Raw genomic sequence first — 24,476 nt, 5'->3', positions numbered from 1 at the left:
TCACTTCTCTGAGTAGTTGCGGCCCAATGCCCATAATGCGGCATATTTATTGAAGGTATATTGCGCGTTGACCACCGCCAACAGCAACCCCTGTTTGCCATCCAGGAAGCCGGCGCGCAGCAGCCAGGTTTTGACGAAGGCGCCGAGCGTGTGGGTCAGGATAGACAGATAGCCGCAACGCTTGCCGGCTCGATGACGCTGTGTGGCCCACTCTTCGGCATAGCGCAGCTGTTTGCGCTGGAAGGCGAAGAAGTCGCGGCAGGTCAGGTGCAGCATATCGCCGCTGAGGGGGATGACTTTGGCGTCGCCGATGTTCAGCGACTCGTGCACCAGATCGTCGTTATAGCGATAGCGTGGGTTGGCGTACAGGCGGTTGACGCGGTCGGGATACCAGCCGCTGTGGCGCATGAAGCGGCCAAGGAACAGGTTGCGCCGCGCACAGCTGTAGACGGCGCCGTCGTCCGGCGCGTTCAACACCCGTTCGATGGATTGCCGCAGTTCGGGCGTGACGCGTTCGTCGGCGTCGATCATCAAAACGTAGTCATGGCTGGCGTAGCTTTGCGCCAGCTGGCGCTGCTTGCCGAATCCTTGCCAGTCGGTGTGCGTGAAGACTTTGGCGCCCAGGCTTTCGGCGACGGCGACGCTGTCGTCCTCGCTGCCGGAGTCCAGCACGATGATTTCATCGGCCCACTCGACCGAGCGCAGACAGTCCGGTAACAGCCCGGCTTCGTTTTTGGCGATCATCACCACCGACAGGCTTTTGCGGCTGCTCATTCAGTGGCTCCGGGGCGGCAGATGCGGTTCAAGCAGCTGCAGCAGGCGCTGCAACGCTCCCTGATTCTGATACAGCACTTCCACCGCATGGCGGCCGTAGTAGCGACGGTAATCTTCGTCAGTCAACAGGGTTTCCACTTCCTTCACCAGCGAATCCACGTCGGCCACGGTGATCAGGCCTTCGGCCTGCGAGAGCTTGGCGCAGATGTCTTTAAAGTTGAAGGTATGCGGACCCATCAGCACCGGGATGGCGTGCGCGGCGGCTTCCAGCGGGTTGTGCCCGCCGCGTTCCACCAGGCTGCCGCCGACAAAGGCCAGATCGGCGATGCCGTACAGCAGCATCAGTTCGCCCATGGTATCGCCGATCACCACTTGGGTGCTGCCAGACGGGATTTCGCCGCTGCTGCGCAGGGTGTAGCTGAAGCCGGCTTTCTGCACCAGCTCCTTGGCGGTCGGGAAGCGTTCCGGGTGACGCGGCACCAGGATCAGCAGCAGGTCGGGGTGTTTTTCCAGCAGCTTGCGGTGCGCTTCCAGCAGGATGGTTTCTTCACCGTCATGGGTGCTGGTGGCGATCCACACCGGGCGGCGCGGCGCCCATTGGCGGCGCAGCGTAACGGCGCGGGCGGCCAGTTCCGGGGTGACGGAGATATCGAATTTCAGGCTGCCGGTTACGGCCAGCTGCGAGCGTTTCAGGCCCAGTTCGATAAACCGATCGCCGTCTTCCTGGTTCTGTGCGGCGATCAGCGTAATGCGGCGCAGCATATCGCGCATGAATCCGCCAATTTTCTTATAGCCGGCGGCGGAGCGGGCCGACAGGCGCGCATTGGCGATCACCAGGGGGATTTGCCGCTGATGCAGCGCGTTGATCAGGTTAGGCCACAGCTCGGTTTCCATGATGATCACCAGCTTGGGATTCACCTGGTCGAGGAAGCGGTTCATGGAACCGGGCAGATCGTAGGGCAGATAGACATGATGCACGTCTTTGCCGAAAGCGGACTGGACGCGTTCTGAACCTGTAGGGGTCATTGTGGTCACAGTTATCGGCAAAGCGGGGTAACGATGGCGCAGCGCCCGCACCAGCGGGATGGCCGCCAGCGTTTCGCCGACGGAGACGGAATGCAGCATGATGCCGCCCGGCACGACTTTCCCGGCGCAGAAGCCATAGCGTTCCGCCCAGCGTTTACGGTAGGCTGGAGCTTTGCGGCTGCGCAGCAGTAAGCGGAGCCAGATCAGGGGTTGGATGAGGTAGAGTAGTACCTGATATAAACGCAGCAACATTCTATCAATTTCATTTATATGGGTTATTCGGAATAGTACCATAACTGGAAGGGAAAGGCGCTAATTTGGTAACCTTGGGTGTCAGTTTCAGACAACCGGCGAGCGATTTCGCCGATAGGCTCGGAATGAAGAATATTTTAATTATTCGCCGCGACAACATCGGCGATCTTGTTTGCACCACGCCTCTGATTGAAGGGGTGAAAATTGCCTATCCAGACGCAAAAGTTTATCTGCTGATCAATAAAGTCAGCCAGGACGTTGTTAAAAACAACCCTCATCTCGAGAAAGTCTTTGTCTATAAAAAGGCCAAGCACAAGGCGAAAAATGAAACGACGTTGGGCGTTTATTTCGAACGTCTGATGATCTTCCTGAAGCTGCGCAAAATAAAGTTCGATGCGGTTATTCTGGCCAACCCGGTGCCATGCAAATACAGCCTGCGTTTAGCGAAAATGGCCGGCGCCACCCATATCATCGGCGCCGATCTGGGCACGAAAGATATTCATCGCCCGTTCCGCAAGGACGATTTCCGCGGCCTCCATCAGGTCGAACACACCTACAGCTATTTATCGGCGATCACCGATCAATCCATTCCGATCCCGCCGGTGCGGGTATTCCTGACGCCTGAAGAGCGGCAATTGGCGGCGCAGCGGCTGCAGGAACGTCTGCCGTCGGTCGAACGGGTATGCGCCGTGCATATCAGCAGCCGCAGCCCGAAAAGACGCTGGCCGGTTGAACGCTATGCCGAAATCATCAACCGTCTGACCGCCGATCCCCACACCGGCGTGCTGATCTTTTGGTCGCCGCAGGGCACGCTGGCGCCGGACGACGTCGGCGATCAGCAGCGCGCCGAACAGCTGCTGGCGCTGTGCCAAAACGAACGCGTCGCGCTTTATCCGACGGCGTCGGTGCGCGAGCTGTTGGGCGGGTTTGATTTATGCGACCGGGTGCTGTGCAGCGACGGTGGGCAGATGCATCTTGCCGCTGCGTTGAATAAGGACATGGTGGTGTTCTTTGGCGATACCGATAAAACGTCCTGGCATCCATGGACCGGCCGTCATCATATTTTGCAGAGCGAGTCGGGGCACTGTGAAGATGTTTCTGTCGATGAGGTTTGGCAGAAAATGCAGGCGCTCAACTAACGAAGAAAATAAGGCAGGCATCCCCTGCCTTATTTATTTTTTTATTATTTTTCTTTCAGCTCAATATATTGATGGCAAATAGGCTCAAGCCCGTAGCTCAGCAATTGCTGTTGATTTATCTGTGGCGGGTTGGCGTAAATTTCCGCCATTTTTTCTGCCAGCGACGCTTCGTTTAATTCCGCCAACGCGTTAGCCATGCCGGCTTTTTCCAGAATTTCCGCAGGGCCGCCCGGACAGCGGGTGCTGACCACCGGCGTGTCGCACAACAGCGATTCTACCAGCACATTGCCAAACCCTTCGCTATCGGAACTGAGCACCAACAGCGAGGCATGGCGGATAAACGGATAGGGATTGGTCTGGAAACCGAGGAACAGCACGCGCTCTGCGATGCCCAAGTCTGCCGCCAGACGCTTGACCTCGGCGACGCGGGCGTCATCCCCGGTGCCGATCAAGGCCAGCGGCGCCTGAATGCCGGAGAGCGCATAGGCTTTCAGCAGGCGGTCATGCCGCTTGGTGGCGTGAAAGCGGCCGACGTGCACCAGATAGTCCTGGCCGGCCAGTTCGCAAGGCGCCGCCGCCTGTTGCCGGATGGCGTCGAGGTCAAACGGATTGTTGATGACCGCCAGGCGGCGCGGGCGGATCGGCAAGTTCCGCTGCAGATCGTCGCCGACCGCCTGTGAAACGGCGACGATATTTCTCCCCTGGTAAACGTTGGCGATTTTGCGTTGCTTCAGCCAGCGATCCAGACCCTTGCGGTGGCCGAGGTAGGAGGTGGAGAGAATGCCGTGAATGCAGAACCACAGACGGTCCGAAGCCAGCCGCTTGCTGCGGCTGACGATGCGATCGGTTTTATGCAGGTTGGAGAACACCAGATCGAACGCGCCGCGTTGGCGCTCGTGTTCGGCTATCGCGCGATCCAGCGCGGCGGCGCGGCGCGGCAGCTCGGTCAGCTTGCGCCAGGGGGCACGGCTGCGATCGGCTACCACCTGATAATCAATGCCTGACGGGATAGGGTAATTGCAGACGTCGCGCAGCGAGATCAGACTGACGTCATGCCCCTGTTGCTGCATGCCCTGACACAGGGTCAGCACCACTTTTTCCGCGCCGCCGCCCGGCAGACCATCGATGATCATCAGAATACGCATAGCTAATCCAGTAACCGGTTATAGAGGGAAATGAGCTGTTCGGACAGATGCGCCGGCGTAGCCGTCATAATGCGCAATCTCGCCGCTTCGCCCATGGATGAGCCCAGCGCCTGGCGCGGCAGTGCCCGAATAGCCTCCGTGATGGCCGGTACATCGAGCGCGTCGGTCACGAAGCCGTTCTGGCCTGGGGTGATAAACTCGGCGCCGCCGCAGGTGGTGCTGGTGATAACCGGCAGGCCGCATGACATGGCTTCCAGAATCACATTCGGGAATGGATCGTACAGCGTCGGCAGCAGCAGCGCGTCCGCGGCCTGATAGAACGGCAGGGTCTGCTTCTGCACGCCCATAAAGTGAATGCGATCGCCGCAGCCCAGCGACTGCGCCAGCGCCCGATAGCGTTTTTCGGCTTTGTCTTTACCGACCACCAGGAGGTGGCTGTCGGTCGCCGCCACGGCGCGGATGGCGGCGGCCAGCCCTTTGCGCTCAAAGCCGGAGCCGACGAAGATCAGGCAGTGCGCCTGTTGCGGGATCTGATATTGCTCGCGCAGACGTTGACGCTGGGCCTCGTCGGCGGGCGGGAATTTTTGATTGTCGATGGCGTTATAGATCACCGTGATCTTGTCGGCGGGCACGCCAAAGTCGGCGATGATTTCCTGCTTGATCATCTCGGCGTTGCAGATGACGGCTTTCAGCTCGGGCGCGGCGTACATGGCGCGTTCGGCGCACATCACATAGCGGTGATAGCGATTGGAGAACAGCCACTTGCGGCGCCATTCCGGCAGCAGCCGCGCGCGTTGCAGCAGCCAGCGGCGGTGTACGCCGTCGCCGGCGCGATAGATGTCGCAGCCGGGAATGCGCTCGTGGCTTTGCACCAGATCGAAGCGCTCTTTCTGCCACAGCGCTCTGGCCGCCACGGCGAAGCCCCGTTCGCGGCTGATGCGGCCGAGCTTTAATGGATTGCACAGGTGGATATGCCAGTTGGGATTGGCGTCACCCTGCCATTCGCGAGTGATGACGTTCAGATCGAGATCCTGTTGCTCCAGCGCTTCCAGGGCGCGGGAAACGAAACGTTCGGCTCCGCCGTCCGGGCGGTATTTTTGGCGAACGATCGCCAAACGAAATGCTTTCATGCCAGCGTGCTCCGCGCGGCTGCAATCACCGCGTCTGTAGGAATAAGGTCGAGATACCGTTCGTCGGTGCCGGTATCGATGGCGTCCGGATCGGGCAGTTCGCCGAAGTCGCCGGCCCAGATCACGGCGCCGGTAGCTTGCCACGGCCGCCAGAAAGTCAGCTTGGAAGGGCCGAACAGCGCCACGCACGGCGTTTGCAGCGCGGCGGCCATGTGCATAGGCACTGAATCCACGCCGATAAACAGTTTGGCGTGGTCAATCAGGGCGGCCAGTTGGCGCAGCGTCAGCTGGCCGGCCAACGAGATCACACCCTGTGGCGGGCAGAGTGCCAAAATGCGCTCGACCATGGCTTGTTCTCTGGCGTCGGGGCCGGAGGTGATCACCAACTGGTGGCCGTCGGCCTGCAAGGCGGTGAGGGTGGCGGCCATTTTCTCTTCGCTCCAGCATTTGAAGAACCAGCGCGAGGTGGGCTGCACCACAATATAACCGCCGGCGACGCCCTGTTTCTGCAACCGTTGCTCACAAGCCTGCCAATCCTGCGGATCGTAACTCATGGTCACATGTTCATTGAGCGCGGGCAGGTTCAGCGGCGCAAGCAGCGAAAGATTCTGTTCGACGGTATGCAGGTGGGCGTGATTGTCGACCGGCACCAGCTGCGTATGGCAATGGCGCCACAGGAAGCCGCGGCGTTTGGGGAAATCGAAGCCCAGACGGATACGCGCACCGGTCAGGCGCGTGAGGATGGCGCTGCGCCACTGATCGGCCAGGTTGACCACCAGATCGTAGCGTTGCGCCTTCAGGCGACGCAGCAGCGCCAGTTCGTGCCCCAGATGCGCGCGGGCGCCCTGTTTTTTCCATTGACGGTCGATGGCGAACAGCGTCGACAGTTCCGGATTACTGGCCAGCATCTCCTGCGTTTCCTGATACAGCAGCACATCGATCTGCGCCTGCGGGTAGTTTTGCCGCAGGCTGCTGATGACCGGCGTGACCAGCAGCATATCGCCGTGATGGCGCAGTTTTATGATCAAAATACGCTGTACGGATGGGGCGGAAGTTGGGGCTGGCGCGTCGTTCATCATGGGTCGCTTTCTGGGAAACCAATCTTTGATTCTAAATGACACGATCGCATGTGGCTACTGTTGCAAGGTTTTCTTGCCTGGTCGTAAAAAAATCGCCGAGCCGGGGACGAATGCGCTTCAACGTTGTCCAAACCAGGCAGCAAAGTCGTTTGCCCTGGCGAAACGGCCTGCGTAACATAGTGCATTCTGTTGATATCAGGCTCGATATTCATGACTAAACCGGCGTTTCTCATCACCATTGATACCGAAGGCGATAATCTGTGGCAAAACCACGATCGCATCGCGACCGAAAACACGCGTTTCTTGCCGCGCTTTCAGGCATTGTGCGAAAAATACGCCTTCAAACCGGTTTATCTCACCAACTATGAAATGGCGGTGGACCCGGCTTATGTCGAGTTCGCGCGCGACGTGATCGCTCGTGGCACGGGTGAAGTGGGCATGCACCTGCATGCCTGGAACAGCCCGCCGCTAGCGCCGCTCACCGACGACGACTGGCGCCACAAGCCTTATTTGATCGAGTATCCCGCCGATCAGATCCGCGCCAAGGTCGATCACATGACCAAGCTGCTGGAAGACGCCTTCCAGACCAAAATGCTCAGTCATCGCGCCGGCCGTTGGGCGTTCAACGAATATTATGCCTCGCTGCTGCTGGAATACGGCTATCAGGTGGACTGTTCGGTGACGCCGCGGGTCAACTGGCAGTTTTCGCCGGGCAATCCGCAGGGCGACGGCGGCACAGATTACAGCCGGTTCCCGTCGCAGGCCTATTTCATCGATCCGCAGAACATCGCCAAACCGGGCGCTTCGTCGCTGCTGGAAGTGCCGATGAGCATCCAGTACAAGCATTCGGCGCTGATGAATGCCTTCAAGCAGGGCTATGACCGGCTGCGCGGCAAGCGGCGTTCGCCGTCCGTCAACTGGCTGCGGCCGAGTGGCGGCAATGTGGCCAAGATGATAAGCGTGGCTGAGGCATCGCTGGCGCAGGGGCATGACTACGTTGAATTCATGCTGCACTCCTCCGAATTTATGCCGGGCGGCAGCCCGACGTTCAAAACCGAGCAGGATATCGAAGGGCTGTACCGCGATCTGGAGCAGCTGTTTGACTGGCTGCAGCAGCGCACGGTGGGCATGACGCTGGCCGAGTATTATCAACTTAAAGCGAATTAAACCAATATGTCGAAACAATGGAAAGTCAAGCTGGCTAACGCTTGTCTCCGGTTTTATACGAAGTTTGGCGGTAACTACAAAGATAAGCGCTCGTTTGATAAAAATCGCGATTTTGAGCGCATTGCTATTTTTTCGACAACCGCGTTGGGCGATTTGATGTTCAATACCCCGGCGATCCGTGCGATCCGTGAACGTTATCCCCGCGCTAAACTCACGTTGGTATCCAGCTACAAGAATGGCGGTTTAGTCGGAACCAGCAGCTATTTTTCCGACGTCATTTATTGGGATCACAAAGCCAAGGATATGCTCGGTGTCATCCGTCGATTGAAAAAGAATCGCCCGCAGTTGGCGGTGATACTGCATTCGAAAGCGCCCTATGATGTTATCACGGCGATCTGTTCCGGCTGCGAGTACTTATTTAAAGATGTCTATAAAAACGATTTGAGCGGTATGGAGCAGTGGTTGACCGGCATCAGCATTCGCGATCGAGGCCACCTGATTCAACGCAAGCTGGATCTGGTTAGCCAATTGGGATGCGATGCGCAGAATCGGGAAATGTTTATTCCGGTGGATTTTCCTCAACAGCCGAAACCATTGGGCAAGGTGGTGATTGGTTTTCAAATGGGGGCTTCTGAGCCCTTGCGTTGTTGGCCGGTTAGCCACTTTATCGGCCTGGCGAAAATGTTGCTGGCGCATTCGACGGAGTATCAAATTACCTTGATCGGTGCACCAAAAGAGCAAGTGATAGAGCGTGAATTTATGGCGGGTTTAACGGCGGAAGAACAGAGTCGGGTGGCCAGTTATATTGGCAAAACGACGTTGCCGCAATTGTTGGGGGTGATAGACAATATGGATGTGCTGGTTACCGGTGATACAGGGCCATTGCATTTGGCCATTGCGCTGAAAACCAAAACTGTCAGCCTGTTCGTGACCGCCGATCCGAAACAAACGGGTCCTTATCAGAACCCTGAGCTGCATCAGGTCATGCACGTACCGACGGAGACGCAGCAACTGAGCGATATACAGCGCCGGCAACCTTTAAGCATTATCACCAGTCAGAAGGTAATGGAGAAGGTCATGTTGAGTCTCGGTGCCGCATAAGATTGCTGAAAATCCGGGGCGGCCTATAGAACCGCCCCGGGCAGTTAACCGGCATTGGCTTTCACTCTGGTCGTCATGATCACCGCCAACGGGAACCAGAATAAGTACCAGGATTCAGACGGATTACCTACCACGAACATCCCCTGCGATGTGTAAAACAGCAGAATAAAGATAAACAGCGCGGCTTCCAGACGCATGCCGTCGCGCAGGCGCCGCAGGGCCAGCAAGCCGCTATAGCTCAATACCGCCATGAACAGTGCCAGACCCACGATACCGCCTTTCAGTAACGCGCCCCAATAGAGACTGTGGGTGGTGCGTATATACTCACCGGAATAATTGGTGAAAGACAGCTCATAGTTGAATCCATAACCAAAGTAAGGACTTTGGCCGACCAGCTCGAAAATATGGTGCCAGATGCTCAGGCGAAGGGAGCTTTGGGTATACATTTCTTCGAAACGGGTCAGCAGCAATTGCCCTATTTCTGAAGATAAAATAACTGCACTAACCGCGACCAGCGCGATGAGAAAATAAGCGGCGTGCTTCAGTTTTAAGTGCCTATAGGATTGCGTGACCAGCAAGGCAATAAGCAGGGAAATCATCGGTCCGCGACTTTGGGTCAGCAGCATGGTGCCGAGCAGAATGGGTATGACGGCCAGAATAACCAGGCGCCGCTTCTCGCGAAATACGATCAGGCTGAGGAAGATGCCGATCCCTGCCATTCCCGCTAAATCAATGACGTTTCCGGGACCCGGATTGCTTTTCGAGACCTGCCGGCTGACTAGAATTTCTTGGTGATCAAAAACGAGCGAATACAGGCACAGGAGAGTGAGCCCCAGCGTGATGACGGTAAACAGCAAATCGCGTTTTGCGCCGTTAAGCACGCTGATCAGCATGGACAGATAAAGCAGCAGGTAAACGCTGTGCGTCAGGGTTGATTCGATATTAGCCGGATCGTTAGACCAAAGATTGCTGAAAGCGAAGTAGCATAACATCGCTGCAATCAGACCCAGCCCGCGGCGGACTTCATGATTCAGCGAAAAGGTTAGCCGAAGATCTGCATTGCGATACAGCGCGATCGTGAAAAAAATTGCGGCAAGGTGAAACAGATTATTCACTTTTGTATAGCCACAAAAAATAGCGCTGAAAAAAGAAAACAGAAACAGGAACACGACATAAAGTTGCCGTGGCTGAAAAGCGTTATTTGAAAATTTCATCGGGATTGATCTTGTCGAAAATGTCATTGCTGACTGCGCTGGCGACAGAAAGGTTCTTTACCATGATGTTCTTGGCTTTCATCATTTTGCTGGCATGGCTCAGCGACGGCATGATCAGACTGGTGATCTTGTCCTCCAACTCGGTTGGCAGCTTATTTTCCGCTGCTTCATAAAAACGGGGTTGGTGAAAGTTGTTCATATCCAACCCAATGATATACACCTGTTCGAAACCCAAGAACGTTAGAATTTGCAGCGCCCAGTAGGCGACAGTGCCAGCATCGAAGACGCCGTGGCGAATGTCGTGGCTAAAAGCGATATCCTGTCTGTCGGCGGCAAACGTGACGTTATTGTTATCGTGATAGGCCGCCCACAGTTCTTTGTTGACTATTCTGGCTTGGTAGATTTTAAAGGCGGCATCTTCAATCACTGCCAAACGGCACTTCACTTTCTCCAGGCTGAATCTGTCGATGATTTTAGCCACGCCGTGCACCGTCGTGAAAAGCGTCAGGCGAGAGTCGGTGATGATATCGCCGATTATTTCCGCCTTTTTATCGATAAAACCCATATCAACAATGACATAGAATCTAAAATCTACCTGATCATGCAGATAATAGGCGCCGTTAACGCCCATGGCAGGCATGGCCGGGAATTTTTCCAGGTGGAGATTCTTCACCGAGGGGCCGGTGGCAGTCAGCAATATATCGCCAGAGAAACGTGCTTTCAGATCGGCCAATTGCACGAGCGGCACGCGCTGCCGACGGTAATTCAACTCGACGATCTCTCCGCTGGCGGCACGTTTTATCTTGACGTAAGGCCAGAGGTTTTCGTTATGCCTATAAGGGCGCGCATGCGTATAACGATATATTTGCTTGAAGAATGTTCCCATTATACCGGCACCCTGTCGTGAATCAGCGTCATCACCTTCTGAGCGGAAATGTCTGCCATGCTGTTGCTCTGCTCTGGCCGACAGGCGTATTGATTTTGCCCGTAGCCGCCGATCAGACCGGGATCGGTCGGCCCGAACAGCGTGATGTTCGGTTTGTCGAGCGCAGCGGTCAAATGGCTGAGCCCGGTGTCGACCGAGACCACGCCCCTGGCGCCGGCCAGCACCTCGGCCACCTGCTGCAGGCTGAGCTTCGGCAGCACTTCGACATGTGAAAAACCTTCCGCCAAGCGCAGCGCGCGCTGATGTTCATGCTCTGCTCCCCACGGCAGTTTGATCTTCAGCCCGCTGTCCGCCGTCAGTGAGATCAGCTCACGCCAGTTTTGCTCCGGCCAATGCTTATCGTCACGGGTTGTCGCGTGCAAAAACACCAAATACTGCCCGGCATCGGCCGGCGGGCGGCTGAGAAAGCGTGCGGCGATGGCGTAATCGCCGTAGCTGCCTGGCTTGTCGTAGCCAAGGCTTTTGGCGAACAGTTCGCGCGTGCGCTCCACCGCGTGCTGCTGCTTGTCTATCTCATGGCGCACATTGTAGAACCAGCTGGCGAACGGTTCGCGCGCGCTCTTGCAGTCCGGGCCATGTTTGTTGCCTTTGGCGATGCGCGTGATTAGCGCGGCGCTTTTGATCAGGCCCTGCGCGTCGATCACCACGTCGTAACGGCGTTCTTGCAGCGCGCGTTTGAAGTCGCAGCGCTGTTGCCGAGTGTCGTTGCCGAACCAATTTTTTCGCCAGCGGCGAATGGCCACCGGGATCACGCGATCTACCGCCGGGTGCCAGGTGGGGATTTGGCTGAAGCCTTCTTCCACCACCCAGTCGAAGCGGATATCGGGAATGGCCTGCAGCGCGTCGGTCAGGGCGGGCAGTGTATGCAGCACGTCCCCCATCGAGGAGGTTTTTACAATTAACACCTGCATGATTATTCCTCGCTGGCGACAAGTAACGGCGTCAGCGCGTCCAACACTTGCTGCGGCTGAATATCGATCAAACTTTGGTGGTATCCCTGCTCGGCATCGCCCTTACGCACCTTGTGGTAGCCGCTGATCAAGCGAATCACCCGCGCCTTGTCGGAAAGCGGCGGCGTGAAGTCGGGGCTGCTTGGGCCGTACAAGGCTATCAGCGGTTTGTTCAACGCTGCGGCAACGTGCATTAAACCGGAGTCGTTGCTGACCACCGCCCGGCAGGCTGCGATCAGGATAACTGCTTGCTCCAGCTGGGTTTTTCCGGCCAGGTTAAGGCAGAAATCGCGGGCATCTTCCTGCAGCGCGGCGCGGATCTGTTCGCCGGCCTCATGGTCTTTCGCCGAACCGAACAGCGCGATTTGATAGCCGCTCTCGATCAGCCGTTGTGCCAGCGCCGCGTAGTGATAGTGCGGCCAGCGCTTGGCGGGACCGAATTCTGCGCCCGGGCAGAAGCCGACGATCGGGCGGCTGTCGGTCAGGTTGAAGGCCGCGGTGGTGTCGGCGATCTCTTCGTCGCTCACCTGCAGCCGCGGCCACAGCAGCGGCTGCGGCAGATCGTCGGCGCGCTGAATGCGCCCTTTGTCATAGGCCAGCGCCACATAGCGTTGCACCATCAGCGGGAAGGCGGCCTTGTCGAGCACGCGGACATCGTTCAGCAGGCCGTAACGCATTTCGCCCCGCCAACCGGTGCGCTGCGGGATATCGGCGAAGAAGGGCACCAGCGCGGATTTGAACGAGTTGGGCAGAACGTAAGCGCGATCGTAACGGTTGGCGCGCAGAGCGCGCCCCAGGCGGCGGCGCTCGCCGAGCCCCAGCGCGCCGTGGCCCAGCGGCATCGCCAGCGCCTGATTGACTTCCGGCATGCGCGCCAGCAACGGGCGGCACCAGGCCGGTGCCATCACATCGATCTCCGCCGACGGGTATTCGGCCTTCAGGGTGCGATAGAGACTTTGCGACATCATCATGTCGCCAACCCAAGAAGGGCCGATAACCAGTATTTTCATACCCAGCGTTAATTCCTTCAGCTTATGCGGTGCGGTTCAACCAGGCCATGTACTCTTTCACGCCTTCGGCGACCGTTTTGAACGGTGCGTCGTAGCCGGCGGCGCGCAGCTTGGTCAGATCGGCCTGGGTGTACGCCTGATAGCGGCCTTTCAGCTTCTCCGGGAACTCGATGTATTCCACAGCGCCTTTCTGGTGGAAGTCCACCACCGCGTCGGCTACCGCCTGGAAGGTTTCCGCTCGGCCGGTGCCGCAGTTGAAGATGCCGGATTTGCCGGTTTCCCAGAACCACAGGTTAACCGCCGCCACGTCGCCGACGTAGATGAAGTCACGCTTGAAGTTTTCGCTGCCGGCGAACAGTTTCGGGTTTTCGCCGCGGTTGATCTGGGTATTCAGGTGGAAGGCGACGCTGGCCATGCTGCCTTTGTGGCCTTCGCGCGGGCCATAAACGTTGAAGTAGCGGAAGCCGCAGATCTGCGAGTCCGCTTCCGGCAGGATCTCGCGCACGTACTGATCGAACAGGAATTTGGAGTAGCCGTACACGTTGAGCGGCGCTTCATACTCACGCTCTTCGATGAACTCTTCGCGGCCGCCGTAAGTGGCGGCGGAGGAGGCATACAAGAACGGGATTTCGCGATCCAGGCAGTAATGCAGCAGGTCTTTGGAGTACTGATAGTTATTGTCCATCATGTACTTGCCGTCCCACTCGGTGGTCGCGGAGCAGGCGCCTTCGTGGAACACCGCTTCGATATCGCCCAGATCGTCGCCGGCCACGATGCTGGCGATAAAGTCTTCTTTATCGATATAGTCGGCGATGTCCAGATCGACCAGGTTGACGAACTTGGTGCCGTCTTTCAGGTTATCCACCACCAGGATATCGCGATATCCCTTGTCGTTCAGTGCCTTAATGATGTTGCTGCCGATCATGCCGGCGCCGCCTGTGACGATAATCATTGGGTTACCCCTGCTAAGCTGCCTGGCGGGGCACAATGCCCCACGCTCAATGGCGGTTATAATAGCATTTCATGCCGCGGCAAACAGCGGAAGGGCTCCGAATATCCCGCATTGCCATTGAAGTCCGCCGTTTGCCGTGATATCTGCTGCAATTTTAATATTCTCTCCCGCGCATTCTCGTCAGTTTGGTTACAAATCAGTAAAATATGCCGCAAATAGCCCAATCCTGGAGATAACCGAATGTCAGCGTCTTTTTATCAGCAGTTGGAACAACAGCTTGCCGCCACGCGCAGTGAAGGGCTGTTCAAGGAAGAACGCATCATCACCTCCGCGCAACAGGCGGATATCGCCGTCGCCGACGGCAGCCATGTGATCAACTTCTGCGCCAATAACTACCTGGGCCTGGCCAACCACCCGGCGCTGATCGCCGCCGCCAAGTCTGGCATGGACAGCCACGGTTTCGGCATGGCGTCGGTGCGCTTCATCTGCGGCACCCAGGACAGCCACAAGCAGCTGGAACAGAAACTGGCGGCCTTTTTAGGCATGGAAGACGCGATCCTGTACTCCTCTTGCTTCGACGCCAACGGCGGGCTGTTCGAAACCCTGCTCGGCCCGGAAGACGCCATTATCTCCGATGCGCTGAACCACGCGTCGATCATCGACGGCGTGCGCCTGTGCAAGGCCAAGCGCTATCGCTATGCCAATAACGACATGACCGAGCTGGCCGCGCAGCTGAAGCAGGCCAAAGCCGACGGCGCGCGTCACATCCTGATCGCCACCGACGGCGTCTTCTCGATGGACGGCGTGATCGCCAACCTGAAAGGGGTTTGCGATCTGGCGGACGAATACCAGGCGCTGGTGATGGTGGATGACTCTCACGCGGTGGGCTTTGTCGGCGCCAACGGGCGCGGCACCCATGAATACTGCGAAGTGATGGGCCGCGTCGATATCATCACCGGTACGTTAGGCAAAGCGCTGGGCGGCGCGTCCGGCGGCTACACCGCCGCCAAGAAAGAAGTGGTGGAGTGGCTGCGCCAGCGTTCGCGCCCGTACCTGTTCTCCAACTCGCTGGCGCCGGCGATCGTCGCCGCGTCGATCAAAGTGCTGGAACTGCTGGAAGAGGGCGATGCCCTGCGCGATCGCCTGTGGGCCAACGCGCGTCTGTTCCGCGAAAAAATGACCGCCGCCGGCTTCACGTTGGCCGGCGCCGATCACGCCATCATCCCGGTGATGCTGGGTGAGGCGAAGCTGGCGCAGGAATTCGCCAATGCGTTGCTCAAGGAAGGCATCTATGTGACCGGTTTCTTCTATCCGGTGGTGCCGAAAGGCCAGGCGCGCATCCGTACCCAGATGTCCGCCGACCACACCCCGGAGCAAATCGAACGCGCAGTGGCGGCGTTTACACGTATCGGTAAGGATCTTGGCGTTATTGCATAAGGTAAAACCATGAAAGCACTGTCAAAACTGAAAGCGGAAGAAGGGATTTGGATGACCGACGTGCCTCAGCCGGAGCTGGGCCACAACGACATCATGATCAAAATCCGCAAAACCGCGATCTGCGGCACCGATGTGCATATCTACAACTGGGACGAGTGGTCGCAAAAAACCATTCCGGTTCCGATGGTGGTCGGCCATGAATATGTGGGCGAAGTGGTGGCGATCGGTCAGGAAGTCAAAGGCTTCAGCATCGGCGATCGCGTGTCCGGCGAAGGCCACATCACCTGCGGGCACTGCCGCAACTGCCGCGGCGGCCGCACGCACCTGTGCCGCAACACCGTCGGCGTGGGCGTGAACCGTCCGGGCAGCTTCGCGGAATACCTGGTGATCCCGGCGTTCAACGCCTTCAAGATCCCGGATAACATCTCCGACGAGCTGGCTTCGATCTTCGATCCGTTCGGTAACGCGGTGCACACCGCACTGTCGTTCGATCTGGTCGGGGAAGACGTGCTGGTGTCCGGCGCCGGCCCGATCGGCATCATGGCGGCGGCGGTGTGCAAACACGTCGGCGCTCGCCATGTGGTGATCACCGATGTTAACGAATACCGCCTGGAACTGGCGCGCAAGATGGGTGTGACCCGTGCGGTGAACGTCAGCAAGGAAAACCTCAGCGACGTGATGGCCGAACTGGGCATGACCGAAGGGTTCGACGTCGGTTTGGAAATGTCCGGCGCGCCGCCGGCGTTCCGCACGCTGCTTAATGCGATGAACCACGGCGGGCGTATCGCCATGCTGGGCATTCCGCCTTCGGATATGTCGATCGACTGGAATCAGGTCATCTTCAAGGGGCTGTTTATCAAAGGGATTTACGGCCGTGAAATGTTCGAAACCTGGTACAAGATGGCGGCGCTGATCCAGTCCGGTCTGGATTTGACCCCGATCATCACCCACCGTTTCTCGATCGACGAGTTCCAGCAGGGCTTCGACGCCATGCGCTCCGGCAAGTCGGGCAAAGTGGTGCTGAGCTGGGATTAATCTCGGCAAATGTGAAAAGGGCCGGAATTCCGGCCCTTTTTTATGCTTGCGGTTTGGCTTGCGTCCAGTGTTGCCAATGACGCTTGATGAAGTTCACCGGCGGCGAGGTGGCAATGCCGTCGGCGATAACGCCCAGCGCGGTGCCGGCGTTGGTTTTTTCCTTCGGCGGTTTGACCTTGCACTGCTTGATGCCGCCGCTGAACGGATTCTTCGGCTGCGGTTTTTGCGGTTTGACCGGCGGCGGGACGTAGCTGCCACCGCCGTTGCCCTGCGGTTCGTTCAGCAGCGCGCTCGGTTTGACCAGCACGATATCGGCGGGCAGCGACGGCAGCATCTGCTGCAGCACCTTCACCGTCGCCGGGCGCGGGTGGCCGATGGCGATGGCGGATCCGTTGCGCCGCGCCAATTCGACCGCGCGGTTGAACTGGCGGCGGATGTCGGCTTCGTTCGCGGTATCGTCGAGGAACACCCTGCGTTTGATCACCTTCACGCCGGTGCCGGCCGCGGCGCGGGTCGCCTGGCTGCTGCCGATGGTCATGCTGTCGAGGAAGTACAGGCGGTAGCTTTCGAGCGCCTGCATCACTTTCTGCATGCCCGGCAGGCTGGAGGTCATGGCGCTGCCCATGTGGTTGTTCATGCCGACCGCGTAGGGCACGTTGTTCACTGCGTTGCGGATGATGCGCTGGATCTCGTCGCTGCTCATGGCAGGCTGCAGGGTATCGCGCTCCAGCGGCTGCTTGCTGAGCGGCGCCATCGGCATGTGGATCAAGACTTCGCGGCCCTGGCTGTGGGCGCGGGTGGCCATCAGGCGGGCATGCGGCGCGTTGGGCAAGACTGCGACCGAGATCGCCGTCGGCATTTGCAGCACCGCATTTTCTTCGTGAGGGCGGTAGCCCACGTCATCGATGACGATGGAGAGTTTTCCTGCCTGCGCAGCGTAAACCTGCAGCAGACAGCCGATTAACAAAGCTGTACGGGTTTTGACATAACGCAAATCTATCTTCCCAACCACGGCAGTGGGTTAACCGCCTGTCCCTGACGACGGATTTCGAAATAGAGCGACGGCGTTCCCTGGCCGCCGCTGGTGCCGACCAGCGCGATCGGTTGGCCGGCGCGCACCTGCGCCCCGACGTTGACCAACGCGCTTTGGTTGTAGCCGTACACGCTCATGTCGCCTTTACCGTGTTCGACCACCACCATCAGGCCATAGCCTTGCAGCCAGTCGGCCAGCAGCACGCGGCCATCGGCGACGGCTTTCACTTCGCTGCCTTCGCGGGCTTCGATCACCATGCCTTTCCAGCGTAGCTCGCCCTGCTGCTGTTCGCCAAAGCCGTGCAGCGTGCGGCCGCGCACCGGCCACATCAGCTGGCCGGCCGGACGGCCGAGGCCGCCGGTTCGCGCCATCAGCGAGCGATCGGCTTCGCTAGGTTTGTAGGTGGTGCCGGTTTTCTTCGCCTGCTGTTCCTTGATGCGCACCTGTTCGCGCACTTTGGCCGCTTCACGCGCTTCGCGTTCGGCGCGCGCACGGGCTTCGCGCTCCGCCCGAGCGATCTTGTCGCGCATGCGGGCTTCGTTTTGGCGCAGTTCCACCAGGCGTTGTTGGTCTTTTTCCAGCGAAGCTTCCAGCGCGGTCAGCGTTTTCTTGCGGGCGCCGCGCGCCTGCTCCAGCTTCTGCTGCTGTGTCTGTTGTTCGCTCAGTAAGGATTTTTGCTGGCCCTGTTTAGCCACCAGCGTGGTTTTTTGCTTCGCCAGCTCGGCGCGGGTCTGTTTCAACTCTTCGATGGTTTTCTGGCGCGCTTCATTCAGATAGCCGAAATAGGCCAGAATACGTTCGCTGCGCTGGCTTTCTTCACCGCTGAGGATCAGCTGCACGGCGCTGTGCTGCCCTTGCCGGAAGGCGGCGTCGAGCTGTTTGGCGAGGAGGTTTTGCTGGGTCGATTGCTGCTTTTGCAGTTTGGCTATCGAGGCGTTCAGGCCGGAAATGTCCTTGCCCAACTGGGTGAGCGTGCCCTGGGTGTCGCGCAACTGGCGGCTGGCTTGGGCGATGGTTTTTTCCTGTTGACGCAGCTGATCCTGCAGCGAGCTGCGTTGTTGCTGCTGCTGCTTCACCGCTTTTTCTTTCTCGGCAATGCTCTGCTGGATGTCTTTCAACTGGGATTTATTGTCTTCCGCCGCCTGGCCGGCGAGCGGCAACAGCAAGACGCCAGCGCAAAATACGCTGGCGCACATGGCGGTGAACGTCCTTGGCGCGGTGCGTTCAGGCAGCGGCCGGCTGCCTGCGTTTGCGCTTCGGGTTACCCTTGATAGTGCAAAAAACGCCTTCTCCCTCATGGAGAAGGATTATTCCACGATGAACAGCGGCTTACCAGTCATCTCTTGCGGGATTTCCATTCCCATCAGCGTTAACAGGGTTGGCGCGATGTCCGAAAGCTTGCCGCCTTCGACCGCGCGCGCCGGTTTGCCGACGTAAATCAGCGGCACCGGCAGGCTGGTGTGGGCGGTGTGCGCCTGGCCGGTGGCCGGATCGCGCATCTGCTCGGCGTTGCCGTGATCGGCGGTGATCAGCAGCTGACCGTCGACGTCGCGCACCGCGTCAACCACCTGAGCGATGCAGGCGTCCAGCGTTTCCACCGCTTTGACCGCCGCGTCATACACGCCGGTATGCCCCACCATGTCGCCGTTCGGGTAGTTGCAGATGATGGCGTCGTATTTGCCGCTGCGGATGGCGCTCAGCAGCTTGTCGGTCAGTTCGGCGGCGCTCATCTCCGGCTGCAGATCGTAGGTGGCGACCTGCGGCGAGTTGACCAGCACGCGGTCTTCGCCCTTGAACGGCGCTTCCACGCCGCCGTTATAGAAGAAGGTGACGTGGGCGTATTTTTCGGTTTCCGAGATGCGCAGCTGGGTTTTGTCGTGCTTCATCAGCCATTCGCCGAAGGTGTTGGCCAGCGGCGCCGGCGGATAGGCGCAGGCGGTCGCGATGTCGGCGGCGTATTCGGTCAGCATCACGAAATCGCCGAACTGCACCTGCTTGGCGCGCGGGAAACCGTCGAAATCCGCGTTCACGAAAGCGCGGGTGATCTGGCGCGCGCGATCGGCGCGGAAGTTCATGAAGATCAACGCGTCGCCGTCCTGCATTGCGGCATCGGTCTCACCGGCGGCGCGGATCACGGTCGGTCTGACGAACTCGTCGTTTTCACCGCGCTGATAAGCGGCCTGCAGGCCGGCGACCGCATCGTCGGCCACGGAGTCGCCTTTGGCCGCGGTCAGCAGGTCATAGGCCAGCTGCACGCGATCCCAGCGGTTGTCGCGGTCCATCGCGTAGTAGCGGCCGATCAGCGAGGCGATGCGCCCGACGCCCAACGCGGCGAAGGCGTCGCGGCAGCGTTGCAGCGGGGCTTCGGCGCTGCGCGGCGGCGTGTCGCGTCCGTCGAGGAAGGCATGCAGATAAATGGCTTTGGCGCCGCGCTGAGCGGCCAGTTTAATCATGGCCAGGATGTGCTCGTCATGGCTGTGCACGCCGCCCGGCGACAGCAGGCCCATGATATGCACCGCCTTGCCGGCCGCCACGGCCTTATCCACGGCGGCGGTCAGCACCGGGTTGGCGAAGAAGTCGCCGTCGGCGATCGCTTTGTCCAACCGGGTCAGATCCTGGTACACGATGCGCCCGGCGCCCAGATTGACGTGGCCGACTTCGGAGTTGCCCATTTGCCCATCGGGCAGGCCGACATCCAGCCCGGAGGCGGCGATCAGCGTATGCGGCTGCTCCCGCCACAGACGATCCATCACCGGGGTGCCGGCGTTCAGGATCGCGTTGTCCTGCCGCTCTTCACGGTGGCCGTAACCGTCCAGGATCACCAGGACCATCGGTTTTTTGTTGTTCGACATTGCATTGACCTCTTATGAACTTTTTAAGCTGCGAATAGCCATGCGCCCGCCGCAAGCATGGCTGTTCGCCCTCGAAAAACCGGCTGATTTTACATCGCCGCCGGCGAGAAATAGCCCAAAGAGATCAAGGTTGCGGCGAATCGCGCGGGCTTTTATGCTCTGACCTCGGGAATTTCTCAGCGCAGCCCGCAGTTTCTACAATCGCGCTTGCTTATTGGCTGTATTTGCCGCACTCGGCAGGTATACTCTGGAACCTTGACTTATTTATCCCTTAACTGACGGGAGTTGTTACACCCCATGCTGCAAGAAATTATGCCATTCGTAAGCAGACACCCGATTCTGAGCCTGGCTTGGATCGCTCTGCTGGTCGCCGTGATCGTCATGACTTTCAAAAGCCGTTTCTCCAAGGTCAAAGAGATCGCCCGCGGTGAAGCTATCCGCCTGATCAACAAAGAAGAAGCCGTGGTGGTCGACACCCGCAGCCGCGACGATTTCCGCCGTGGTCACCTGGCCAGCGCCATTAACCTGACCGCCAGCGAAATCAAAAGCGGCAGCCTGGGCGAGCTGGAAAAACACAAAGCGCAGCCGATCATCGTCGTATGCGCCAACGGCACCGCCTCCCGCGAGCCGGCGGAGAACCTGAGCAAGGCCGGTTTTGAAAAGGTGACGATGCTGAAAGACGGCATCGCCGGCTGGAGCGGAGAAAACCTGCCGCTGGTGCGCGGTAAATAACCGTTTAACCTATTTGAGGTGGCAATCCATGGCTAACATTGATATCTACACCAAAGCGACCTGTCCGTTCTGCCATCGCGCCAAGGCGCTGTTGAACAGCAAGGGCGCGGCGTTTAACGAGATCGCCATCGACGGCGATAACGCCAAGCGCGAAGTGATGATCGAGCGCAGCGGGCGCACCACCGTGCCGCAGATTTTCATCGACGGCCGGCATATCGGCGGCTGTGATGATTTATATGAACTCGATGCTCGCGGCGGCCTGGATCCGCTGCTTTAAGCAGCTTGCCGGTTCACCGAGTGTCAATAAGGACGTTTAACCAAGGGTATTACTCACATGTCAGAACAAAACAGCACCGAAATGGCTTTCCAGATCCAACGTATCTATACCAAGGATATCTCCTTCGAAGCGCCGAACGCGCCGCAGGTTTTCCAGCAGGAATGGCAGCCGGAAGTTAAACTTGATCTGGATACCGCGTCCAGCCAGCTGGCTGACGAAGTGTATGAAGTGGTACTGCGCGTAACCGTGACGGCGACCCTGGGCGAAGAGACGGCGTTCCTGTGCGAAGTGCAACAGGCGGGCATCTTCTCGGTAGCAGGCATCGAAGGCACGCAGCTGGCGCATTGCCTGGGTGCATACTGCCCGAACATCCTGTTCCCGTATGCGCGCGAGTGCATCACCAGCCTGGTTTCCCGCGGCACCTTCCCGCAGCTGAACCTGGCACCGGTCAACTTTGACGCGCTGTTCATGAACTATCTGCAGCAGCAGGCGGAAGGCGAAGGTGCCGCACCACATCAGGATGCCTGATGAACACCGTCAATGCTTCAATGACTGTTATCGGTGCCGGCTCGTACGGCACCGCATTGGCCATTACGCTGGCGCGTAACGGCCATTCCGTGGTGCTGTGGGGGCACAACCCCGCGCAAATTCAAACGTTGCAGCACGATCGCTGCAATCAGGCGTTTCTGCCCGACGTTCCCTTCCCCGATACCCTGCTGCTTGAAGCCGATTTGGCACGTGCGCTGGCCGCCAGCCGCGACGTGCTGGTGGTGGTGCCGAGCCACGTGTTCGGCGACGTGCTGCGCCAGCTGAAGCCGCATCTGCGCCCGGACGCCCGCATCGTGTGGGCCACCAAGGGATTGGAAGCGGAAACCGGTCGGTTGCTGCAGGACGTGGCGCGTGAGGCGTTGGGCGAGACGATCCCGCTGGCGGTGCTCTCCGGGCCGACGTTCGCCAAAGAGCTGGCCGCCGGCCTGCCGACGGCGATCGCGCTGGCGGCGACCGATGCGCAGTTCGCCGACGATCTGCAACAGCTGCTGCACTGCGGCAAGAGCTTCCGCGTCTACAGCAATCCCGACTTCATCGGCGTGCAGCTTGGCGGCGCGGTGAAGAACGTGATCGCCATCGGCGCCGGCATGTCCGACGGCATCGGTTTCGGCGCCAACGCCCGTACCGCGTTGATTACACGCGGGCTGGCGGAAATGAGCCGTCTGGGTTCTGCGCTGGGCGCCGATCCCTCGACGTTCATGGGCATGGCGGGGCTGGGGGATCTGGTGCTAACCTGCACGGACAACCAGTCGCGCAACCGTCGCTTCGGCATTATGCTGGGGCAGGGTAAAGGCGTGCAGGAAGCGCAGGACAGTATCGGTCAGGTGGTCGAGGGCTATCGCAATACCAAAGAGGTGTTGGCGTTGGCGCAGCGGCACGGTGTGGAAATGCCGATCACCGAACAGATTTATCAGGTGCTTTACTGCCACAAGGACGCCCGCGAAGCGGCGCTGAGCCTGCTGGGGCGAGCCCGAAAGGACGAAAAACCCAGCGCGTGACATAAAACGATATGTCGGGGCAGCTGAATGCTGACCCCGCAAATGACCTGGGCCGCTTCGCGCTACCGTGTGAAGCGGCCCGTTTGGCAAGGTAAAGGGGTATGTGATGTCGTCAGAAGAGTTGGAACAGGTCTGGAACAGCATTAAATCAGAAGCGCGAGCACTGGCTGATTGTGAACCGATGCTGGCCAGCTTTTTCCATGCGACGTTGCTCAAGCACGAGAATCTGGGCAGCGCGCTCAGCTATATGCTGGCCAACAAGCTGGCCACGCCGATCATGCCCGCCATCGCGGTGCGCGAGGTGGTGGAAGAGGCCTACAAGTCTGACAACCAGATGATCGTTTCGGCGGCGCGCGATATCCTCGCGGTGCGCCTGCGCGACCCGGCGGTCGATAAATACTCCACGCCGCTGCTTTACCTGAAGGGGTTCCATGCGCTGCAGGCTTACCGCATCGGTCACTGGCTGTGGCAGCAAGGGCGGCAGGCGCTGGCGATCTACCTGCAAAATCAAATTTCCGTCGCCTTCGGCGTGGACATCCACCCGGCGGCGACCATCGGTTGCGGCATCATGCTCGACCACGCCACCGGCATCGTGATCGGTGAAACGGCGGTGGTGGAGAACAACGTCTCTATCCTGCAGTCGGTCACCCTGGGCGGTACCGGTAAAACCAGCGGCGACCGTCATCCGAAAATCCGTGAAGGGGTGATGATTGGCGCAGGCGCCAAAATTCTCGGCAATATCGAAGTGGGCAAGGGCGCGAAGATCGGCGCGGGCTCGGTGGTCTTGCAGGCGATACCGCCGCACACCACCGCCGCCGGCGTGCCGGCGCGCATCGTCGGGCGGCCGGAGAGCGATACGCCGTCGATGGATATGGACCAATACTTCAACGGCACCAATCACGGCTTCGAGTACGGCGACGGCATTTGAACGCCGTTTGCGTATCCATTCAGGGGGAGCTTCGGCTCCCCCTGTGTTTTTCAGGCGGCGGTCAGCCCTGCTTAGGGAAGTTGGTGATATCGGTAACGATGTCGTCGATCGCCGCCTTGACGTCATCCGCCGTGACCGGCGTGCTGTCGTTGTTGACGGTTTTACCGTAGGCCTTGCGTACCACTTCCAGCACCGTTTTACCGGTATCCTGGTCGATCAACTCGCCTTCGATATACAGCGCGGTATTTTGCGTCCGGTGCCCGGTAGCCGCCATAGTGCTGGCAACCACCGCCGCGACCGGCACCACCTCATAGAACTTCATGTCTTCGTTTTCGGCCGAAACGGCGGTGATGGCGAGTTTGGCCACCAGAACGCGCGAGCCCGTAGGGCTTGGCAGAATGGTAAAGCGGTTCTGCAGCGCGGTTTTGATTCGCTGGGTCGCGTAGGCCTTAATCTTGTTCAGCGTGTCCTGGCTGACGCGCGCCGTGGGTTTCTCCGCCGGGAAATAGACTACCGGTTGGAAATAGATGCCGCGATAGTTGGATTCCTTGTAGCTTGGATCTACCCAGCGCAGCGTTTTATGACCGCTTGGTGAGGTGGTTTCCTGCAGTTTGCTGTAATCGGACAAGAAGCCCGAATATTGCGACGTTTGGGTGACTTTGGACGAACAGCCCGCCAGCAACAGGCCCGCTGCCAGAACGGCCATGGCAACGCTCAAGCGTTGTTTTTTCATGTGGTTTCCTATGATGA

Annotated in this window: 24 protein-coding genes; 10 read left to right on the top strand and 14 right to left on the bottom strand. The window is 59.0% G+C overall.

Annotated elements, in window-relative coordinates; translation table 11 throughout:
- Entirely contained in the window at window positions 1-774 is a 774-nt protein-coding gene (locus ACJ8PL_RS24810) for a glycosyltransferase family 2 protein (RefSeq protein WP_016929684.1), read from the bottom strand.
- A complete protein-coding gene (waaA, locus tag ACJ8PL_RS24805; RefSeq protein WP_016929685.1) occupies window positions 775-2,052 on the bottom strand; it encodes a lipid IV(A) 3-deoxy-D-manno-octulosonic acid transferase in 1,278 nt (425 codons plus the stop codon).
- A 125-nt stretch (window positions 2,053-2,177) separates the two neighbouring features.
- On the opposite strand from waaA, the gene ACJ8PL_RS24800 reads away from it, so the two are divergent.
- Complete coding sequence (locus ACJ8PL_RS24800) at window positions 2,178-3,191, top strand: glycosyltransferase family 9 protein (protein WP_016929686.1); 1,014 nt, start codon at window positions 2,178-2,180, stop codon at window positions 3,189-3,191.
- 44 nt (window positions 3,192-3,235) lie between these two features.
- Here ACJ8PL_RS24800 and ACJ8PL_RS24795 read toward each other — a convergent pair whose 3' ends face one another.
- The 3 genes from ACJ8PL_RS24795 to rfaQ are packed head-to-tail and all read right to left on the bottom strand — an operon-like array spanning window position 3,236 to window position 6,545.
- On the bottom strand, window positions 3,236-4,336 hold the full coding sequence (locus ACJ8PL_RS24795; protein WP_079450581.1) for a glycosyltransferase: 1,101 nt from the start codon (window positions 4,334-4,336) through the stop codon (window positions 3,236-3,238).
- Window positions 4,337-4,338: 2 nt separating this feature from the next.
- A complete protein-coding gene (locus ACJ8PL_RS24790; RefSeq protein ID WP_016929688.1) occupies window positions 4,339-5,466 on the bottom strand; it encodes a glycosyltransferase family 4 protein in 1,128 nt (375 codons plus the stop codon).
- A complete protein-coding gene (gene rfaQ / locus ACJ8PL_RS24785) occupies window positions 5,463-6,545 on the bottom strand; it encodes a putative lipopolysaccharide heptosyltransferase III (protein ID WP_049299568.1) in 1,083 nt (360 codons plus the stop codon). The genes ACJ8PL_RS24790 and rfaQ overlap by 4 nt, the downstream gene beginning before the upstream one ends.
- Window positions 6,546-6,755: 210 nt before the next feature.
- Here rfaQ and ACJ8PL_RS24780 point away from each other — a divergent pair, with 210 nt between their 5' ends.
- Window positions 6,756-7,712 (top strand): polysaccharide deacetylase family protein, encoded by a 957-nt coding sequence (locus tag ACJ8PL_RS24780; RefSeq protein WP_016929690.1) that lies wholly within the window; start codon window positions 6,756-6,758, stop codon window positions 7,710-7,712.
- Window positions 7,713-7,718: 6 nt separating this feature from the next.
- Window positions 7,719-8,813, top strand: coding sequence for a glycosyltransferase family 9 protein (locus ACJ8PL_RS24775; protein WP_079450582.1), 1,095 nt, complete (start codon window positions 7,719-7,721; stop codon window positions 8,811-8,813).
- Between the two features lie 44 nt (window positions 8,814-8,857).
- Here the strand turns inward: ACJ8PL_RS24775 and ACJ8PL_RS24770 are convergent, their stop codons facing one another.
- Genes ACJ8PL_RS24770 through rfaD form a run of 5 tightly spaced genes read right to left on the bottom strand, consistent with a single transcriptional unit; the run spans window position 8,858 to window position 13,885 of the window.
- Window positions 8,858-10,027, bottom strand: coding sequence for an O-antigen ligase family protein (locus tag ACJ8PL_RS24770; RefSeq protein ID WP_028128082.1), 1,170 nt, complete (start codon window positions 10,025-10,027; stop codon window positions 8,858-8,860).
- Complete coding sequence (locus tag ACJ8PL_RS24765) at window positions 10,011-10,913, bottom strand: sugar glycosyltransferase (protein WP_028128083.1); 903 nt, start codon at window positions 10,911-10,913, stop codon at window positions 10,011-10,013. Before ACJ8PL_RS24765 ends, ACJ8PL_RS24770 begins: the two co-directional genes overlap by 17 nt.
- Entirely contained in the window at window positions 10,913-11,884 is a 972-nt protein-coding gene (gene rfaC / locus ACJ8PL_RS24760) for a lipopolysaccharide heptosyltransferase RfaC (RefSeq protein ID WP_016929694.1), read from the bottom strand. The genes ACJ8PL_RS24765 and rfaC overlap by 1 nt, the downstream gene beginning before the upstream one ends.
- A gap of 2 nt (window positions 11,885-11,886) precedes the next feature.
- On the bottom strand, window positions 11,887-12,933 hold the full coding sequence (gene rfaF, locus ACJ8PL_RS24755) for an ADP-heptose--LPS heptosyltransferase RfaF (RefSeq protein ID WP_016929695.1): 1,047 nt from the start codon (window positions 12,931-12,933) through the stop codon (window positions 11,887-11,889).
- Window positions 12,934-12,955: 22 nt separating this feature from the next.
- A complete protein-coding gene (gene rfaD, locus ACJ8PL_RS24750; protein WP_016929696.1) occupies window positions 12,956-13,885 on the bottom strand; it encodes an ADP-glyceromanno-heptose 6-epimerase in 930 nt (309 codons plus the stop codon).
- 240 nt (window positions 13,886-14,125) lie between these two features.
- Here rfaD and kbl point away from each other — a divergent pair, with 240 nt between their 5' ends.
- Complete coding sequence (kbl, locus tag ACJ8PL_RS24745) at window positions 14,126-15,322, top strand: glycine C-acetyltransferase (RefSeq protein WP_004931154.1); 1,197 nt, start codon at window positions 14,126-14,128, stop codon at window positions 15,320-15,322.
- Window positions 15,323-15,331: 9 nt separating this feature from the next.
- Window positions 15,332-16,357: an L-threonine 3-dehydrogenase gene (gene tdh / locus ACJ8PL_RS24740; RefSeq protein WP_016929697.1), complete on the top strand. Its 1,026-nt coding sequence runs from the start codon at window positions 15,332-15,334 to the stop codon at window positions 16,355-16,357.
- A gap of 40 nt (window positions 16,358-16,397) precedes the next feature.
- Here the strand turns inward: tdh and ACJ8PL_RS24735 are convergent, their stop codons facing one another.
- The 3 genes from ACJ8PL_RS24735 to gpmM are packed head-to-tail and all read right to left on the bottom strand — an operon-like array spanning window position 16,398 to window position 20,242.
- Complete coding sequence (locus ACJ8PL_RS24735; protein ID WP_049299570.1) at window positions 16,398-17,351, bottom strand: divergent polysaccharide deacetylase family protein; 954 nt, start codon at window positions 17,349-17,351, stop codon at window positions 16,398-16,400.
- A 2-nt stretch (window positions 17,352-17,353) separates the two neighbouring features.
- Complete coding sequence (gene envC / locus ACJ8PL_RS24730) at window positions 17,354-18,688, bottom strand: murein hydrolase activator EnvC (protein ID WP_028128084.1); 1,335 nt, start codon at window positions 18,686-18,688, stop codon at window positions 17,354-17,356.
- Window positions 18,689-18,697: 9 nt separating this feature from the next.
- The gene (gene gpmM / locus ACJ8PL_RS24725; protein WP_282677339.1) at window positions 18,698-20,242 is read right to left on the bottom strand and encodes a 2,3-bisphosphoglycerate-independent phosphoglycerate mutase; all 1,545 of its coding nucleotides are present in this window, start codon (window positions 20,240-20,242) and stop codon (window positions 18,698-18,700) included.
- A gap of 297 nt (window positions 20,243-20,539) precedes the next feature.
- On the opposite strand from gpmM, the gene ACJ8PL_RS24720 reads away from it, so the two are divergent.
- The 5 genes from ACJ8PL_RS24720 (at window position 20,540) to cysE (ending at window position 23,726) form a co-directional block, all read left to right on the top strand.
- On the top strand, window positions 20,540-20,974 hold the full coding sequence (locus ACJ8PL_RS24720) for a rhodanese-like domain-containing protein (protein ID WP_016929700.1): 435 nt from the start codon (window positions 20,540-20,542) through the stop codon (window positions 20,972-20,974).
- A 28-nt stretch (window positions 20,975-21,002) separates the two neighbouring features.
- Window positions 21,003-21,251, top strand: a complete 249-nt coding sequence (gene grxC, locus ACJ8PL_RS24715; protein ID WP_004931142.1) for a glutaredoxin 3 — start codon at window positions 21,003-21,005, stop codon at window positions 21,249-21,251.
- Between the two features lie 57 nt (window positions 21,252-21,308).
- Window positions 21,309-21,779 (top strand): protein-export chaperone SecB, encoded by a 471-nt coding sequence (gene secB / locus ACJ8PL_RS24710; protein WP_004931139.1) that lies wholly within the window; start codon window positions 21,309-21,311, stop codon window positions 21,777-21,779.
- Window positions 21,779-22,798 (top strand): NAD(P)H-dependent glycerol-3-phosphate dehydrogenase, encoded by a 1,020-nt coding sequence (gene gpsA, locus ACJ8PL_RS24705; protein WP_016929701.1) that lies wholly within the window; start codon window positions 21,779-21,781, stop codon window positions 22,796-22,798. The genes secB and gpsA overlap by 1 nt, the downstream gene beginning before the upstream one ends.
- A 106-nt stretch (window positions 22,799-22,904) precedes the next feature.
- Window positions 22,905-23,726, top strand: coding sequence for a serine O-acetyltransferase (cysE, locus tag ACJ8PL_RS24700; protein ID WP_004931135.1), 822 nt, complete (start codon window positions 22,905-22,907; stop codon window positions 23,724-23,726).
- A 61-nt stretch (window positions 23,727-23,787) separates the two neighbouring features.
- Here cysE and ACJ8PL_RS24695 read toward each other — a convergent pair whose 3' ends face one another.
- The gene (locus ACJ8PL_RS24695) at window positions 23,788-24,459 is read right to left on the bottom strand and encodes a DUF3313 domain-containing protein (protein WP_097101192.1); all 672 of its coding nucleotides are present in this window, start codon (window positions 24,457-24,459) and stop codon (window positions 23,788-23,790) included.
- Window positions 24,460-24,476: the final 17 nt, after the last annotated feature.

Origin of the sequence: Serratia sp. CY83965, assembly GCF_052166375.1 — a bacterium.
Taxonomy (GTDB): domain Bacteria; phylum Pseudomonadota; class Gammaproteobacteria; order Enterobacterales; family Enterobacteriaceae; genus Serratia; species Serratia marcescens.
This window is presented reverse-complemented; position numbering and strand designations above follow the sequence as displayed.

What these genes read in the sequence shown, in the direction of transcription:
- ACJ8PL_RS24765 (WP_028128083.1), bottom strand. Translation starts at nt 10,913, where the DNA reads ATGGGAACATTCTTCAAGCAAATATATCGTTATACGCATGCGCGCCCT.
- cysE (WP_004931135.1), top strand. Translation starts at nt 22,905, where the DNA reads ATGTCGTCAGAAGAGTTGGAACAGGTCTGGAACAGCATTAAATCAGAA.
- ACJ8PL_RS24775 (WP_079450582.1), top strand. Translation starts at nt 7,719, where the DNA reads ATGTCGAAACAATGGAAAGTCAAGCTGGCTAACGCTTGTCTCCGGTTT.
- rfaF (WP_016929695.1), bottom strand. Translation starts at nt 12,933, where the DNA reads ATGAAAATACTGGTTATCGGCCCTTCTTGGGTTGGCGACATGATGATG.
- ACJ8PL_RS24800 (WP_016929686.1), top strand. Translation starts at nt 2,178, where the DNA reads ATGAAGAATATTTTAATTATTCGCCGCGACAACATCGGCGATCTTGTT.
- rfaQ (WP_049299568.1), bottom strand. Translation starts at nt 6,545, where the DNA reads ATGATGAACGACGCGCCAGCCCCAACTTCCGCCCCATCCGTACAGCGT.
- ACJ8PL_RS24790 (WP_016929688.1), bottom strand. Translation starts at nt 5,466, where the DNA reads ATGAAAGCATTTCGTTTGGCGATCGTTCGCCAAAAATACCGCCCGGAC.
- secB (WP_004931139.1), top strand. Translation starts at nt 21,309, where the DNA reads ATGTCAGAACAAAACAGCACCGAAATGGCTTTCCAGATCCAACGTATC.
- rfaC (WP_016929694.1), bottom strand. Translation starts at nt 11,884, where the DNA reads ATGCAGGTGTTAATTGTAAAAACCTCCTCGATGGGGGACGTGCTGCAT.
- envC (WP_028128084.1), bottom strand. Translation starts at nt 18,688, where the DNA reads ATGAGGGAGAAGGCGTTTTTTGCACTATCAAGGGTAACCCGAAGCGCA.
- ACJ8PL_RS24770 (WP_028128082.1), bottom strand. Translation starts at nt 10,027, where the DNA reads ATGAAATTTTCAAATAACGCTTTTCAGCCACGGCAACTTTATGTCGTG.
- ACJ8PL_RS24795 (WP_079450581.1), bottom strand. Translation starts at nt 4,336, where the DNA reads ATGCGTATTCTGATGATCATCGATGGTCTGCCGGGCGGCGGCGCGGAA.
- ACJ8PL_RS24810 (WP_016929684.1), bottom strand. Translation starts at nt 774, where the DNA reads ATGAGCAGCCGCAAAAGCCTGTCGGTGGTGATGATCGCCAAAAACGAA.
- gpmM (WP_282677339.1), bottom strand. Translation starts at nt 20,242, where the DNA reads ATGTCGAACAACAAAAAACCGATGGTCCTGGTGATCCTGGACGGTTAC.
- ACJ8PL_RS24720 (WP_016929700.1), top strand. Translation starts at nt 20,540, where the DNA reads ATGCTGCAAGAAATTATGCCATTCGTAAGCAGACACCCGATTCTGAGC.
- ACJ8PL_RS24695 (WP_097101192.1), bottom strand. Translation starts at nt 24,459, where the DNA reads ATGAAAAAACAACGCTTGAGCGTTGCCATGGCCGTTCTGGCAGCGGGC.
- kbl (WP_004931154.1), top strand. Translation starts at nt 14,126, where the DNA reads ATGTCAGCGTCTTTTTATCAGCAGTTGGAACAACAGCTTGCCGCCACG.
- rfaD (WP_016929696.1), bottom strand. Translation starts at nt 13,885, where the DNA reads ATGATTATCGTCACAGGCGGCGCCGGCATGATCGGCAGCAACATCATT.
- gpsA (WP_016929701.1), top strand. Translation starts at nt 21,779, where the DNA reads ATGAACACCGTCAATGCTTCAATGACTGTTATCGGTGCCGGCTCGTAC.
- grxC (WP_004931142.1), top strand. Translation starts at nt 21,003, where the DNA reads ATGGCTAACATTGATATCTACACCAAAGCGACCTGTCCGTTCTGCCAT.
- waaA (WP_016929685.1), bottom strand. Translation starts at nt 2,052, where the DNA reads ATGTTGCTGCGTTTATATCAGGTACTACTCTACCTCATCCAACCCCTG.
- tdh (WP_016929697.1), top strand. Translation starts at nt 15,332, where the DNA reads ATGAAAGCACTGTCAAAACTGAAAGCGGAAGAAGGGATTTGGATGACC.
- ACJ8PL_RS24780 (WP_016929690.1), top strand. Translation starts at nt 6,756, where the DNA reads ATGACTAAACCGGCGTTTCTCATCACCATTGATACCGAAGGCGATAAT.